The 14,834-nt window shown below is 36.9% G+C and carries 14 protein-coding genes; all 14 read right to left on the reverse strand.

Annotated elements, in window-relative coordinates; genetic code table 11:
• Positions 1 to 15: 15 nt before the first annotated feature.
• The 14 genes from ACY2RT_RS03490 to ACY2RT_RS03555 are packed head-to-tail and all read right to left on the reverse strand — an operon-like array spanning position 16 to position 14,825.
• Complete coding sequence (locus tag ACY2RT_RS03490) at positions 16 to 1,077, reverse strand: glycosyltransferase (RefSeq protein ID WP_490154484.1); 1,062 nt, start codon at positions 1,075 to 1,077, stop codon at positions 16 to 18.
• Positions 1,074 to 2,189, reverse strand: coding sequence for a glycosyltransferase family 4 protein (locus tag ACY2RT_RS03495; protein WP_490154485.1), 1,116 nt, complete (start codon positions 2,187 to 2,189; stop codon positions 1,074 to 1,076). The genes ACY2RT_RS03490 and ACY2RT_RS03495 overlap by 4 nt, the downstream gene beginning before the upstream one ends.
• Positions 2,186 to 3,181 carry a glycosyltransferase family 2 protein gene (locus ACY2RT_RS03500; RefSeq protein WP_490154486.1) on the reverse strand — a complete coding sequence of 332 codons (996 nt, stop codon included), beginning with the start codon at positions 3,179 to 3,181 and terminating at the stop codon, positions 2,186 to 2,188. Before ACY2RT_RS03500 ends, ACY2RT_RS03495 begins: the two co-directional genes overlap by 4 nt.
• Positions 3,178 to 4,710 carry a glycosyltransferase family 2 protein gene (locus tag ACY2RT_RS03505; RefSeq protein WP_490154487.1) on the reverse strand — a complete coding sequence of 511 codons (1,533 nt, stop codon included), beginning with the start codon at positions 4,708 to 4,710 and terminating at the stop codon, positions 3,178 to 3,180. The genes ACY2RT_RS03500 and ACY2RT_RS03505 overlap by 4 nt, the downstream gene beginning before the upstream one ends.
• On the reverse strand, positions 4,707 to 5,855 hold the full coding sequence (locus ACY2RT_RS03510; protein WP_490154488.1) for a glycosyltransferase family 4 protein: 1,149 nt from the start codon (positions 5,853 to 5,855) through the stop codon (positions 4,707 to 4,709). The genes ACY2RT_RS03505 and ACY2RT_RS03510 overlap by 4 nt, the downstream gene beginning before the upstream one ends.
• Positions 5,855 to 7,255, reverse strand: coding sequence for a UDP-glycosyltransferase (locus tag ACY2RT_RS03515; RefSeq protein ID WP_490154489.1), 1,401 nt, complete (start codon positions 7,253 to 7,255; stop codon positions 5,855 to 5,857). Before ACY2RT_RS03515 ends, ACY2RT_RS03510 begins: the two co-directional genes overlap by 1 nt.
• Complete coding sequence (gene neuC / locus ACY2RT_RS03520) at positions 7,242 to 8,366, reverse strand: UDP-N-acetylglucosamine 2-epimerase (protein WP_490154490.1); 1,125 nt, start codon at positions 8,364 to 8,366, stop codon at positions 7,242 to 7,244. The genes ACY2RT_RS03515 and neuC overlap by 14 nt, the downstream gene beginning before the upstream one ends.
• Entirely contained in the window at positions 8,363 to 9,406 is a 1,044-nt protein-coding gene (locus tag ACY2RT_RS03525; RefSeq protein ID WP_490154491.1) for an N-acetylneuraminate synthase family protein, read from the reverse strand. Before ACY2RT_RS03525 ends, neuC begins: the two co-directional genes overlap by 4 nt.
• A 9-nt stretch (positions 9,407 to 9,415) precedes the next feature.
• Positions 9,416 to 10,363, reverse strand: a complete 948-nt coding sequence (locus ACY2RT_RS03530; RefSeq protein WP_490154492.1) for a polysaccharide deacetylase family protein — start codon at positions 10,361 to 10,363, stop codon at positions 9,416 to 9,418.
• Positions 10,356 to 11,177: a formyltransferase family protein gene (locus ACY2RT_RS03535; protein ID WP_490154493.1), complete on the reverse strand. Its 822-nt coding sequence runs from the start codon at positions 11,175 to 11,177 to the stop codon at positions 10,356 to 10,358. Before ACY2RT_RS03535 ends, ACY2RT_RS03530 begins: the two co-directional genes overlap by 8 nt.
• Entirely contained in the window at positions 11,174 to 11,854 is a 681-nt protein-coding gene (locus ACY2RT_RS03540; RefSeq protein ID WP_490154494.1) for an acylneuraminate cytidylyltransferase family protein, read from the reverse strand. The genes ACY2RT_RS03535 and ACY2RT_RS03540 overlap by 4 nt, the downstream gene beginning before the upstream one ends.
• Positions 11,841 to 12,938 carry a glycosyltransferase family 2 protein gene (locus ACY2RT_RS03545; RefSeq protein ID WP_490154495.1) on the reverse strand — a complete coding sequence of 366 codons (1,098 nt, stop codon included), beginning with the start codon at positions 12,936 to 12,938 and terminating at the stop codon, positions 11,841 to 11,843. The genes ACY2RT_RS03540 and ACY2RT_RS03545 overlap by 14 nt, the downstream gene beginning before the upstream one ends.
• The gene (locus tag ACY2RT_RS03550; RefSeq protein ID WP_490154496.1) at positions 12,938 to 14,083 is read right to left on the reverse strand and encodes a glycosyltransferase; all 1,146 of its coding nucleotides are present in this window, start codon (positions 14,081 to 14,083) and stop codon (positions 12,938 to 12,940) included. Before ACY2RT_RS03550 ends, ACY2RT_RS03545 begins: the two co-directional genes overlap by 1 nt.
• Positions 14,084 to 14,102: 19 nt before the next feature.
• Positions 14,103 to 14,825: a sulfotransferase family 2 domain-containing protein gene (locus ACY2RT_RS03555; protein ID WP_490154497.1), complete on the reverse strand. Its 723-nt coding sequence runs from the start codon at positions 14,823 to 14,825 to the stop codon at positions 14,103 to 14,105.
• Between the last annotated feature and the right edge of the window lie 9 nt (positions 14,826 to 14,834).

Genomic DNA, 14,834 nt, shown 5'->3' on the forward strand with positions numbered 1-14,834 from the left:
ATTTTTTTTAAAGGTCTAATGGATAACGCTTTTATAATGATCTAATAATAAAGGTAAAATCTTTTTTAGAGAATAATTATTAGTTATATGTTTCTGAAATGCCTCTGCATCAATAATACAACTTCCCTTATTTTTTATATAAAATAACAGAGTATTTGCCAAAGCTTCAGAATCATTTGAAGCAACAGTCTTCCCAAATGTACTAATTACTTTTTCACAATACCCTACATTAGTGGTAACTACTGCAAGTCCTGCAGCTCCATATTCTAAAAGTGCCATAGGCAACCCTTCACTTTCCGATGCCAACACGCCAATACTGGCTCTTTGCAATAATCTTTCAACATTGTCTTTTGCTCCTTCAAAAAATACAGATTGACCTAAATTATGTTCCGACACAAATTTCTTTAACTCTTCAGAATAAGAATCTTCGTAATCTTTACCTATCAAACGGAGTTTCCAATCCGGATACTGTTCATGTACATTTTTAAAAGCATTTAATAAATTCAAATGGTTCTTCGGCACTCTTAAATTCGCCAGGCATACAATTTGTTTTTTACGTTGTTCCGGTTCCGAAGAAAACAAAGACTCATCCACAAAATTAGGAAGGTAGACGACATTTTTAGTTGCCAGGTATTGTTTGCACCACTCTTGCAGATCTTCATTAACAGTAATGATCTTTTTGAAAAAGAACGAACACAGATACAAGACTTTGTTTTTATTTCTGTTAGTGAAAACACGTTTTCCGTGGTGCTCGTGCCAGATAAGTTTAACCTTAGGGCTTGTTATTTTTAATAAGGTTGCAAAAAAGTAGGATGTAGTATGTGCATGTATAATACTAACCTTATGCTGTTTTACAAATCTTCGAAGTCGGAGCAATGCCGGAAGGTCCAAAGTTTTTCTTTTATTCAGAAAAAGATATGATACCCCAGGGCCGACTTTTGATTTTAAGATTCCTTCATTTCTTGTAACACATATACAGGAGTCTTCAATGGTCAAAGACAAAGCATTCGCAAAAGTAACTGCAATACGCTCTGCGCCACCTGCTTCCAATGAATCTATAAGCTGTAAAACCCTCATACTAGTAACTTCTTAATTTCCGCTTCAAAATAATCAATTGTATATTGATGTGACCATTTCTGTGCTCGATCACTTTGTTGCAAAAGTTCTTTTGTATTTTCTAATTTGTTGTACAACTGTTCTATATCGGTTTCTAAAATCCCATTTAGCATGATGCCCCGTTCACCGGAATTTAACATCCAGGGGACACAAGAAATCTGTGTAGCAATAGGAACAACTCCCCAGAACATTGCTTCAGCAACTACTTTGGGCCAACCTTCAGATTTTGAGGGTAAAATCAAAAAATGACTTTGTTGATAGGCTTTTTCTACTATTTCCGAAGTCTGATTTCCGTGTAAAGTAATAGTTTCAAATACATCATGTTGTTGGATATATTCCTCGATTGCTGTTCTTTCACTACCATCACCATACATATCCAATCGACATTTAATACCTTTTTTCTGTAGCCCGTAAATTAATTGTAAAGCATACAAGGGTTGCTTACCCGGAACCAAACTTCCCACAAAAAGAAATCTAAACGGTGGTGAAAAAAAAATTGCAGATAAAATTCCAATTTTACTTTTTGGGTAGGTTGCAGTAAAAAAAGGCTTAATGTTTTTGGTTTGATTTGGCCAATCGCCGTATACAAGGACCTGCATGTTCTTTGTCAGGAAAGTATTGCTAAGAATTCGTTTTTGAAAGCGATAACTTAGGGGTTGTTTTGCATTTGGGTCCCAGTTTCCTGCATATTTTGCAGTTTTGGGTTTCTTCGGAAAAAAAATTTGCATACAACAACCTATCAATCCAATTGTACCCGGGCATCTTAAATGAATATGATCTGCTTTTCGCATCTCATTGAAGATTCTCCATTTGATTACCGGAAGATACCACAATGCTTTTATGGTTTCAGAAAAAGAAGTAAATGAAATCGCCGGAATGGTAGAAATATGTACAGAATCTGAAGCATATGAAGATTGAATATTGGAAATTTCGCCTTTGGACATTGGAGCAACAACCCTTACCTCATCTACGTATTTAGCCCAAATATTCATCTCTCTAACGTAAGGTGAATAGGCATACAAAGTATTGTCTTTTCTATAATGAGGTGTGTGTGTTATGATTGCAAGTTTCATCTGCCGGGTTTGTTAACCAGTAAACTAAGCCAACCTGCGGTTCTGCCCAGGGCTTCGGTAAAAGCTTCTTTCTTTTTATTCGCTGTAATGGTATTACTTAGCCGTATCAAAGTTAAAAGAAAAGATGTTGCGTTCCATTTTAATCGGGCCTTAAATGAAGGTTTTGGATATTTTACACGCCAAACATACCATCCGTTTCGAACGACCATTTTCCCATAAGTATATTTATTGGGTCTTCCGGAACCATCATGATAGTGATATAACTGCGCAGCAGTATTGACATATAGTTTTCCTTTTTTTGAAAGACGAAATGTATAATCCGCATCTTCATATAAGCCATAGCCTTCAAAATATTCAGAGAACTTTTGAGTGCCCAATACCTGCTTTGGGTAGGATGCTACACCTCCCATAAACTGTTCTACCTCGTATACCTTTCCGCTGGGAGGAAGAAAACTTACGCTTCTGCCATGGGCAAAGTCCGGTAGATGAGCCGGGGGCCTGTTGGTGTCCAGTCCCAACTTCTTGCGAAGCACAAATCGTGATCCGTCTTTGCGTATCCAACCATCATACACGAACTGTTTCAGGGAAGGTTTTTCTCCTTCCTTCAAAGGTTTCCAATCGGTTTCATTAATAATATACCCCCCTACTCCAAGTGCTTCAGGATAGGTTTTATACGTAGCTATAAGTGTTTCAAAATAGTGACGAGTTAAAACAATATCATCGTCCAAAAAGCAAACAACATCTATATGTTCCTTCACTTTTTGAATCCCGTAATTTCGTTGTTTGGTGAGCCCTCTGTCTCTATCCGAGACTTTATGATACTCCAGGTTTGAAAAACTCTTTTCCTTTAAAATTATTTCAGTCGCATTGTCTGTTGAACCATCCACAATGACAATTTGATCGGGATATAATGATTGCGCTTCAACCGACAGTAATAATTTTTGTAACGGTTGTGGGCGCATATAGGTACAAACTATAAGTGTAAACTTCATGGCTTCTGTATTTGATGCGCCCAGAAAACACTACTGTTCCATCGTTTCTTCATTTTTTTGAGATACGAAATTGGGTTTTTGGTTGATTGTTGTTTATAGAACTTCAGGAATAATAATACTTTATATCCACGAACTTGCTCTTTGATTCTATGTTTTAATTTAAATAATAAAACCGTTGGTGCCGGTTTGGGTAGATCTTTCTCATTTTCCCAAGGTTTTACAACAGGTTCACGAAATCCACCAATAGGTGCCTTTAAATGTGTTAATGGTATAAAAGGATGGTATAGTACGTCACATCCCTGGTTTCGTAATTGCATACCATAATCCTTGTCCTCACCATAACCAAATTCAAAAAAAGTATCATACATTGTTTGCCGGGCTATAGTAGATGCTACCACACTACAACCTGAACCAAAAGAGCTCCATTGGTGAATTTCCTGAAATGCCTCTTGTTCTCCTTCCATAAGACAACTCAAAGTGATTGCCTTGCAATGGTAAGCAGAAAGAAATGAAAACACATCTGCAATCATTGTTGAAGGAAACCGAATGTCATCATCAGCCATAAAAACCCAAGGTGCTGTAACTTCCTTGAGAGCCATGTTCCTTGCCTGGCAAGCTCCGGTCTTATGAACAAAGCGATGTACAATTTCAAAAGGCCAAGAGGTGGTAGTGAGGTAATCTAATTCTGTATGAGACGAAGTATCCGGATTCTGTTCAATAACAATCACCTTTTTTGGAAGAATAGTCTGTTGTGACAGATCTTTCAGTACATCTTGCAGGTATTTTTTTCGCCCTATGGTTGGAATAATAACATCTATTCCCGTTTCTGAAAAAGGGTTATTGGATACCACAGAAATTGTTTCAAAAACAGGAGAAAAACGAAGTAGTTTTTTATGAAAGAATCCCTTTAAAAAAGAAAACAATGGTACCTTTTTTTCATAGATCCAGAAATTCAAAAGCAACAAAAACATCCAACGCGTCTTGTAATGTTGAAATACAAACCTGAAAAGATCACCTCTATTCTTACTTCTTGGTTTACCAATACTACTAAGAGATGACAAGTCAAGTAATTTTGGCGCCGAATAGCACAACAATCCATGCAGCTGTCCGGATTTGGCTATGGATGTTAAAATATAATCGCTATCACCTTTAACAGGTATTGTTTTAAATACTGCTAAGGCCGAAGCATGAATAGCTCCCACGTCACTACTCATTAACCAAGTTGGATACAGCACGTGCCTTTGTATCTTTATAAAGGGAGAATCTTCTACATAACCAATTGTATTGGGTATGGCATATGTCCCTGTAACACTATAACTTAGCAATATTCTGTTATGGACAAAGTATGAAGGAATAATTTCTTTATTTAAAAAAGAATAGTAGTTAGTATGACACCAAACCAAGATTTCTTCGGGAAATGAGTTCGCTAAGGTAAATAGAACAGGTATCAAAGTCTTTCCTTCTAAATGAGCGTATTCATTAGAAAATACTTTGGTAACAATTCCGTCCGTATGTGTCACTACGATCATTTAGTAATAAGTGATTTGTAAAACGTTATATTTTTTTCTACTATCTGATGAATATCGAACGTATTTTCAATTTTCTTTCTGGCTTTTTTTCCTATTTCAAGTGTTTTTTCGGGGTCATCAAAAAGCTCTGAAATAGTTTCGGTATAATGCACTATTTCGTTTGGATCGATCAAATAACCATTTTCCCTGTGATCTATCAACTCCTGAGCCCAACCATAATTTGTATTTACAACGGCCTTTTGTAATGCCATAGATTCTATGGTAACCATCCCTAATGTTTCTGCCAAAGAAGGAAACACACAAACATGTGCTTTTTTCATGTGATCTTTTACCGTTTCGTAAGGGACTTTTCCTAAATATTTTACTCTTTTCTTTGCTTTTTCTGAAAAAACCTCTTCTACCAGTTTCCATGTAGAAGCTGTACCTGTTTGAAGGTCTGATGCATCACCTCCAATTAGAATAAGCTCGGCGTGGGCATACTCATCAACGAGCTTATTAAACATTTCAGCAAGCTGAAAAACACCTTTCTTTCTAATCACAGTACCAATATTCAATAAACGATAGGGCACAAAACGTTCCGGGTTTTCATTTTCAAAATGATCTAGATTAAGTCCGTAATGTATCGTGGTTACCTTAGAAGGGTTAAGCTGAAACAATTCAGCGCTTTTAATACCGGCATAGGTCGTAGGCGCAATATAAGCTACAGCCTTTTGTACCCCGTTTTTTTCAAAAAAGCGATTCTTCCTTTTTTGTTTTCTACCTTCCAAATGGCAGAAATAGGCATCACTCCCGTGAAAACGTATAACCAACGGAGCTTTTAACCTCATAAATGCAGTTATCCCGGTCCAATCCGGTGCTTCTATGGCATCAATACTCTCTGAAGTAATATATTTATTTACATACTTTTCTATATGTTTTCGGTACAGATAAAATCCCAGCAAAGGATATGTTTTACGTTGTATTAAATGAAACGTAATTCCATTCTCCTCAAAAATTTCATTTTGGGTCTGATTGTATATAAATAAAGAAACTGAAACACCTTTAGCTACCAATCCATTGACCAAATTTTTGATACTTGTCGCAATCCCGGCAGCTTTAGTTACTTTAGGGTGAGGATATTCTGAAGTTAAAAAAGCAAGGTGCATTAGTTTACAATTTTAGATATACGGTTCCATATTCTTTCTGAAGCATGTTGCGGTGGATGTAAATTAATAATTTTAAACCATTCTTTTGCTTCGGCAACAGTCTCCGGAACTCCTGATAGCATTTTTTCAATTTGGCCGGCAATCTCATCGGGATGATCTAACCAAACAATAGCTTGAGAAGAAGGCATAGATCGAAAATGTACATAATCATACAGATACACTCCTTTTTGTGGTAATTGTTCAGGATTAAGATAGTTATAATTCATATATGCACAAGGCTTGTCGTGTGCTACATAGTCAAAGACCATACTGGAGGCAAGATTGATCACCCCTTTGGTATGAGCTATGATGTTTGCCTGTAAATTAAGATCTTCGGCAGTGGGCAAAATAGTGTTCCATCCACCTCCTATCTTTTTCCAAAGTGGGGGAATATCGATCAGCACATCATTATAGTCCTTTAGTACCGTATCATACCTGCCGGAAAAATCAACAGGGCATCTTCTAAAAATGATCTTAAGCTGCGAACCTTTTGTATTTAGTTTCCTTACTGCTTCAGCGACATCTCTTACATATAGTTCATCTTTTGGAGAGGTTGTTATGTCATCACCACTATAACACAAATAGGTAGTATTTGGATCCAAATGGTATTTTTTACAAAAAATATCTCTTGAGAGAATTCTGCTTTGCTCGAAATGAGGTTCAAACTGAGGTGTTCCTGTAATACTCACCTGTTTTGGGTCAATATACCTGTGATAATGCAAAAGCTCGTTTTTCATGAGGTCGCTCCATACAAAATAATGATCTGTTGTAATAACCGTTGTTGCTTTTGGGACATTATCCCATGAAAAAATAAACGACCCTGTTGGAATACCCAGATCCTGCGCTGCTGTCAATGGTCCAATTGCAGTAACCGATCGCTGGCTTGTACAAAACACAAAATCAGGTTGTTCTTTTTTTAAGACTTTTTTACATTCCCGGTAATATACTGTTTTACGTTCCGTAGCTACTATTTTTGCCCGTAAGGTATTCAGGCCTTTTTCTGAAGAATATAACTTACTATAAAAGCGAGTCAATAAGCTTTTTGCTGAAGCCTTTATGCTTTTATAGGAAAGTGGAAATAAATATTCAAAATAGATTGGGTCTTTATCTCTTTCTGAAAACAGTTTGATCTCAATATGCTTTTGGGCATTTTTCAATACATTGGTGTACCAGTGGGCGTTGGGTTTATCGATCTTTATTTCAGAAAATCCAATGTTTTTAATATCAAAAGGGGTAGCATTCCAAAAAATCACTTCATAGCCTTTTTCAATTCCTAAGGAATAAAAGGAAGTATATGCGAAATTGCGAAGACTTACCCCATCCGGAAGTAGTACAAAAATTTTCTTTTTAGGTTTTGTCACGAAATTGTTTTTGGTTGCTCAATTTCCACAATGTTTCATTTTTAAGGGCTTGTAAAAATAAAGAAGCACTGTTCCCTTCTCCAAAGGACTCATTGGTAAATGTTATTGTTTTATTCTTTGCTTCGGCTATAGAATCCAAAATCGATGTTGCTTCATATGTACAATGAACAATGTCTTCATGTAAAGCTCTGTTCTGTTGCCTGCTGCCAATATTTACCGTTGGAATATGATAATAGGGTGCTTCTCTGATTCCTGCACTCGAATTTCCTATCATAAATTCTGCATTTTTCAGTAAAATGAGAAAATATTCGAACCGGATGGATGGAAATATTCTAAAACGATTATTACCTCTTAAACGTTTATAAGCTTCAAAAATAGCATCACTTCCCAAATCATTATTTGGATAGATTACCACATAATTAGTATCGTCTTTTAACAAAGCATCCACAAAATTGGCAGCATTTTTTTTCATTTGTTCAAACTCAGTGGTAACCGGATGGAACATTGCAACTGCGTACTGCTCAAATGGTATTTCGTAATACCGCATTACTTCGGGTAGATTTGGTAAATTCCCGGAAAACATAATATCCACATCAGGAGAGCCTATTTCAAAAATAGATTCGCTTAGTTCGCCCATCTGCTCTAAACGTTTGGCAGCAGAAGTATTAGAAACAAAATGTATATGACTTAGTTTACTGGCAGAATGCCGTATCAATTCGTCTACTGTACCCGAAATTTCCCCCCCTTCAATATGTGCCACTAAAACATTGTTAAGTGCTCCAACAATGGCACCTGCCAGGGTTTCTACTCGGTCTCCATGCACTACTATCAAATGAGGTTTCAATTTGTTCACATAGGTTGAAAAACCTTCAATGGTCCGAGCAAGGCTTAGGTCCATTGTTCCTTGTGGCGTTTGATTATCAAACGTATAGATGTGTTGAAAGCCACTTTTTTCAATTTCCATGACGGTAAAACCATACTTTTGTTGCAGGTGCATGCCGGTGGCAAAAATGTGTGGTTCAAAATCCGAGTCTTCTTCGAGAATGCGAAGGAGTGACTTTATTTTTCCAAAATCGGCACGGGTTCCTGTTAGAAATGCTATTTTCTTCATACGTCTATATCTTCCCAGCTTAGTTGTACATCGATTTCAATATCTCTGGAGGCCTTTTTTCCTAAAATACTATTGAATTTCTCTGCAAGGATCTCTCCTGTTCCCGGACGCTTCACCCAAAGATTTTCTTTAGAGAATTTTTCTCCTTTTCCAATAGACTGGATGGTACATACAGTAGCAAACGCAAAGTCGATAGTAACTTGTTCTTCTTTAGCAGGTTCTTTAGTTCCTCCTCTCATCTGCCAGATCTCTTCGCTTCCATGTATCAAATCTGCACATTCAGCTTCGTCCATACTACACACAATATCAGGTCCGGTTCGTTGCTTATGATCTGTAAAATGACGTTCTAAAATAGAAGCTCCTAAAGCAACTGCTCCAAGACAGGCATGGTTATTAAGCGTATGGTCACTCAAACCAAACACCTTGCCCGGAAATGCTTCATGTAACTCTATCATAGCACCATAACGCACCAAATGTACAGGTGTAGGATATAAATTAGTGGTATGTAAGAGGGCTAGAGGTACCTGGTGTGCATCGAAAATGGAAACCGCTTTTTGAACGCTTTCTATCGTATTCATTCCTGTACTCAAAATCACAGGCTTTCCAAACCCGGCAATATGTTCTAAAAGCGGATAATTATTACATTCTCCCGAGCCAATTTTGTAGGCAGGAACATTCATTTCTTCCAAACGGTTGGCAGCAGCTCTGGAAAAAGGGGTAGAAATAAACAACATTCCTTTTTCTTCTACATATGTTTTTAGGGCTCTTTCATCATTTTCGTTAAGAGCGCAACGCTCCATTATATCGTAAATGGAAACACTTGCATTTCCCGGTATCACCTTTTTGGCAGCGCCACTCATTTCATCTTCTACAATATGTGTCTGGTGCTTTACCACCTCTACTCCTGCTCGATAAGCAGCATCGACCATTTGTTTTGCCACAACCAGAGAGCCTTCATGGTTGATTCCTATCTCGGCAATCACCAAAGGCCTGTAATCTCTTCCAATTTTACGTCCTGCAATATTTATAAAGGGCTCCATAGGTTACGGTTACGTTCTGCAATTTCCAAAAGGAAATTGATTACAATCAAAGCGTGGCAATGCCTGCCTGTTCTGTACCAAATCTATAGCTGAAATTGGCCTCGCTTCAACATTAAACGAAAACTGCACGTGTTCGTTGTTGAGTAATTTTCTTGTCTCATCCGTAAAGGTATGAAAACCGCCGTAAGGATAGCAAAAGGTTTTTGCATGAAATTCACCTGTTACCGATTTCAAAAAAGAAAAGGAGTTCATAATTTCTTCTTTTTGTTCCTGAAGTGATAATTTACTCATAACCGGGTGACTTACCGTGTGACTGCCCAGAACCATTCCTGCATCATACATTGCTTTCAATTCTTTTTCTGAAAGATAAAATTCTTCAAATATTTCTGAAGGAGATGCTTCAAAAAAGTGACGCATTAAAGTTTCAATCACTTCAGTTCTAAATTGGTAATCTATATAATAATTAAGAGTCCGTTTTACCAGATTGGTATGGTCATCATTATTCTGAAGTTGATACGTGGCTTCCCTAAAAGCAGAAACATTTTGATGAGAGAGCATAGCTTCTGAAATAATGCCCTGTAAAACTTCAAAAAGTTGTAGAGAGGGTATCTTACCCAGAAGTAAGTGTATTTTGTGAACATCCAGAAGGGTTCGGAATGTGTACACTCCTGTTGTGATATAGAATATCCCCCACAAATTACGTCTTTGTAAGACCGGTAAAACATATTGAAAGTGGTCTTTAAATCCATCATCAAAAGTAAGTATAACTCCCGGTGATGGTATTCCTGTTTCAATCGCTTTTAAAAAATCTGTTTTTGAAACAAAACCTAATGTTTCTTCAAAATGATCCAGTTGCTTTTCAAAATCATCAATATGCAGATTCTTAAAACTGGGATAGTCCGCATCAAAAGGGCGCACATAATGGTACATAACTGCATTCATTGTAGAACTACTCATGTAATAACGCAGGATTTTGAAGGATAGGCATTGATAGATCCCTAGTTGTTTTATCTTTCAGGTAATTGGTAATCATTCCACTATTAAAATTTTTGTGTAGTTGCTCAACAGATGTTTCGGTAAAATCTGAATTCTTATAATACAGGTGTTGATCGCTTTCTTCTAATTGCGGCATTTGCTCGAGAGTGTCAAACTTTTGAATGATCCGGGCAGTAACTTCTGCCATGTATACCAACAGTCTGTTGCAAATAACATGAAACCCATCTGTTTCGTAGACTTTAGGGCGAATCTGGTGAATTACTTCACCCGTATCGATTCCGGCATCAATCTTCATAAAGGTAACGCCACAAGCTTCCGGTGTTTTATTTACAAAAGGCCAGAAATTGGTACCACTTCCACGATAATAAGGTGACAATCCTAAATGAATATTTACAAATCGATCCGGAAATGCATCAATTAGTTTTGACTTAATAATGGAGGATCCATAGGAAAGGATCACGTCCGGATCCAGGTCGATAATCTGTTCTACATATTCCAATTCATTAATGGCTCCTTTGAAAATAGATATAGGGTTTGAGCTGTCCTTAGAATACTTGCAAAACAGTGAAAAGAAATCTTTCTCGGTCTGAATACGTGTTTGCAAATGCCGGTAACGTAGATCCTCCTCGGTAGAATTCTGAATCTTATAAACAAGGTTTTTTTCCGAAGACTCACAAAAACTTGCTATTACTTCAATACCATCCTGCAATGCGATATACTTTCTGAAAAAAGTATGTCGCAACTCTGATGATGTAAGCAGCACGATTCGCTTCATAATAATTCAGAAAAAAAATTCAATACTGTTTCTGCAACTACAAAATCTAATTCGGTATCAATATCTACATGGTCAAAAGGAGTCTCAGTTACATACGCATAATTATCTTCTGTCAAAATGGTTCCTTTTACAATTGCCCTGCTTTCAGTAATATACAAAAGGCCATTTTCTTTATACATAGGTTCCAGATCCTGACTTCGTTGCCCCATGATATAATTAGACGGTGTAAATATGTTGTTTTTGATAGTTCCAAATTTTTCTTCAAACCGACTTACTGATATAAGGCTTTGTGCATTACTTTCTGAAAATACCCGATATGCTTCGGGTAACAAATTCAAGGGCCGTAACGGATTAGTAGGCTGCAACAGAATCACATTTACAAAGGTTTCCTGAAGGGTTTCTAAAACGTGTTGTAAAGCTGTAATCACAGGTTCTTGATCTCCTGCCAATTCATTGGGTCTCATCACAACTCTAGCATCGTAAGATCGAGCAATAGTAGCAAGTTCTTCATCGTCTGTAGTAACTACGATCGTGTCTATAAGTTCAGGAAAACGTTGGGCATACAATATACTGTGTGCCATGAGAGGGTGTTCACCCAAATGTCTGCTATTCTTTCCCGGAAGCCTTTTAGAGCCTCCCCGGGCAGGTATGATAACTATGTTCTTAGGTTGCGCCAACTGTTGGTTTTATTAGTGTGAACTGTATAGCGTTTTCTGCTTCCGAAACACTGTAAATATAGGGATAGTTCCTATAAAAACTTATAATGTGTAACAGTAGTTTGTCATTAACTTCTTTTAAAGAATAATATGCTGACACCTTTTTACCTACAGTCTTCTTGATCTTGTATTTTAGTGTATCTTTTGCATTATCTTCTACAATTTTAAATGAACTAATTCCCAAAGGCAGGTCTTTCAACATCACAAACAAAAAATGATCGATCTCTTCCACTTTATTGGTTAAAGTGGTCACATCTCCCGTATAGCTAAGTAGATCTTCAGCGTGGGATGAGTTCATCACATTTCCCCATCCATCCGGATTAACATTTGTAACTTTATTTTTCTTTGCATGCTTTAAATGCTGATAATTAAGTCTAACAATTCCTTCTAATTGTAGTTCTCTTGTGAGTTGTGTTCTTTCTTTGTTTCGGTAACCGGGATGCCATTGGTGGAGCATTAAGATCTCTCTGTCATAAAACTCAACTTTAACTCCATTGTTTTTAAGGCGAATGTGAACATCGGTATCTTCAGAACCCCAAAAATGATAGAATTCGTCAAACCCACGAATGGCGTGCAATGTAGGAACTGAGAACATGGTAAGTCCTGTCGCTTCATCTGTACTTGGAAAATCTATGGTATAGGCGTCAAACGCCTGTTCCTTTTGTGATTCGTTTTCAGACAGGAACCCTACTTTAAAATAAATTGCTGTTTCTCTTTTTTGGAGGGAAATGGCTCTTTCGATGAATCCCGGATGAAAGATCATATCGACATCGGCTACAAAACAATACCCTCCTTTTAAATGCTTGATAACACTATTTAACGCTTTGCTTTTATTCCAGGGTTGAAATTGTGTTGGTAGGTATTGATATTCCACAAAATCATACTTTTCTACCAAATTTGCTATAGTATTAGCTATTTCTTCATCGGACCCATAGTCTACAAAGCATACCGTAAAATCCTGAACTGTTTGCCGTTGCAAAGAATCCAAAGACCTTTTGATACGTTCCGTATCCCGGTTTCTATATGGGTAGATGACTGTTAGCATTAATTTTTAAGTTCATTTTCTACTTTACGATAGCAATTTACTACTTGTTCCTGTATTATGGTATAATCCAACTTGTGTTTTAGTTGTTGATTGAATGTAAATGCTTTCTGAATTAAATTTGGTTCACTCAAAGCCGTTTCCAAATGTGTTTGTATCTCTGTTTCATTATCATGATTCTCTATAAGTAATCCATTTTCATAATGATTGATCAATTCTTCTGTGACACCTCCCGGATTGGATTGGATTGGAAAAGCTCCCATAATGACTGCTTCCAGAAGTGTATTGGGCGTCCCGTCACTATTACTATTTCCTATATACACTAACGACCTTCCCATCAGTTCCAACACGGTTTGGTGTGGCAACATATTTTTTTTAGCATATACTTTGTGTATATGTGTTCTTAGGAAATTGTCTTTTTCAATAAATGCTACTACTACTTCATCAGCGCCAAATACGACAAATTCGTATCTATCTAAAGAAAAAGTGGTCTGCTTCAATGCTTTTAAAACCGTTAAGGCCCTGCCTGACCTGCCTTGATATCCTTTGATAAGTATTGTTTTCCTTTTGTCCAGAGGTATCGCATGAGATTCCAGTTCTAAGACAGGAAAACCTCCTCCTCCGGGAAAAGCACCTAAAAACTCTCCTGAAAATCCTAATTCTTTAGCAATGTAGTGATCTCGCTTATTATCTGTGAACAGATAGTCTATTCGAGGCAATACCTTTTCTATGTCTTTACGGTATTCGGGTAGTTCTTTGTAATAATACAGGTCACTTCCCCAAGAGGAATATATCCACCGGATGTTGGGATATTTTTGCATCACGGGAAAAACAGGAACACAACATTTATACAAGACAAAACTATGTACCAAATCAGGTTGGATCTTTTGTAAAAGCCTTTCAAATTCTTTGGATACATCCTTTTCCAGTAATTTATGAATTTTAGGAAGTTTGCTTTTCAGAAAAAACCTGCCTTTTAATCGAGAATATCTGTACCTCCACTGGGTATGCTGTATAACCCAATCCAATTCGTCAATACGGCCTCCGTCCAAAATATCAAACCAATGCACTTCATGCCCGGCATCTTTAAGCTGTGTAGTCCACCTTTTAAAATGGATCGATCGCATGGAGACCATAAGGATTTTCATTTTTTGCTAATTTTAAATACTAAAATTCATATCCAAGTAATTCAATATCTTTTTGATAGAAAGTATCTACTATACTACGCGCTTCTTCGGTATACAACTCATGGTAAGGCCTGGATGCATTATACAGAGGGTTAAAATTTTTAATTAAATAAGGTTTCTTTTTAAGAATAGCAATTATATGCCTAATGTTCCAACGACTGTATACATTCTGTTTCTTTTTGGACTTATTAATATACTCCAAATCCCCTAAGTGTGGCGTTATTTTATTTCTGACCGTTTCAAAATCCTTTTGCAAATTTTCAAAACGCCCCACAAAGTCAACCAATTGGTTGCCTTTTGAATCATATATATATTCTACCTGAGGCTTCACAAAATAGTACCGTTCTCTTTCTAACTTAGGGAGTTCTTTTTTGAGAAAACTTGTAAAGCTTATAACTCTGTGAAAATTAAAATGCTTATACAATGATACTGCACGACTCCAGGGATTGCGTACAAAAGCAAATTTAAAATAGCTGTCAAACTTTTCCTGCGATATGTATGAGAGGCTTACATACTCCTCCGGAGATAAATGTGCCAAAGAAGACGGGCCTTTTTCAGGGTCCTCATTATACGTAAGCAATAATGTGCGGTTCTGGCCATTCACAAATTGAAGGCCAATAGATTTTAAAAAAGAGCTTTCAATACTCATCCCCGCCGTTTTAGGAATGTGAATAAAAATGCATTTATGAGTGTGTGATATCAACTAATAAAA

The organism is Ulvibacter sp. 2210JD10-4 (assembly GCF_058148525.1).

Excerpts from the sequence above, each read along its gene's own strand:
- ACY2RT_RS03495 (WP_490154485.1), bottom strand. The coding sequence starts at position 2,189 with ATGAAACTTGCAATCATAACACACACACCTCATTATAGAAAAGACAAT.
- ACY2RT_RS03545 (WP_490154495.1), bottom strand. The coding sequence starts at position 12,938 with ATGCTAACAGTCATCTACCCATATAGAAACCGGGATACGGAACGTATC.
- ACY2RT_RS03510 (WP_490154488.1), bottom strand. The coding sequence starts at position 5,855 with ATGCACCTTGCTTTTTTAACTTCAGAATATCCTCACCCTAAAGTAACT.
- ACY2RT_RS03500 (WP_490154486.1), bottom strand. The coding sequence starts at position 3,181 with ATGAAGTTTACACTTATAGTTTGTACCTATATGCGCCCACAACCGTTA.
- ACY2RT_RS03550 (WP_490154496.1), bottom strand. The coding sequence starts at position 14,083 with ATGAAAATCCTTATGGTCTCCATGCGATCGATCCATTTTAAAAGGTGG.
- ACY2RT_RS03535 (WP_490154493.1), bottom strand. The coding sequence starts at position 11,177 with ATGAAGCGAATCGTGCTGCTTACATCATCAGAGTTGCGACATACTTTT.
- ACY2RT_RS03490 (WP_490154484.1), bottom strand. The coding sequence starts at position 1,077 with ATGAGGGTTTTACAGCTTATAGATTCATTGGAAGCAGGTGGCGCAGAG.
- ACY2RT_RS03530 (WP_490154492.1), bottom strand. The coding sequence starts at position 10,363 with ATGAGTAGTTCTACAATGAATGCAGTTATGTACCATTATGTGCGCCCT.
- ACY2RT_RS03505 (WP_490154487.1), bottom strand. The coding sequence starts at position 4,710 with ATGATCGTAGTGACACATACGGACGGAATTGTTACCAAAGTATTTTCT.
- ACY2RT_RS03525 (WP_490154491.1), bottom strand. The coding sequence starts at position 9,406 with ATGGAGCCCTTTATAAATATTGCAGGACGTAAAATTGGAAGAGATTAC.
- neuC (WP_490154490.1), bottom strand. The coding sequence starts at position 8,366 with ATGAAGAAAATAGCATTTCTAACAGGAACCCGTGCCGATTTTGGAAAA.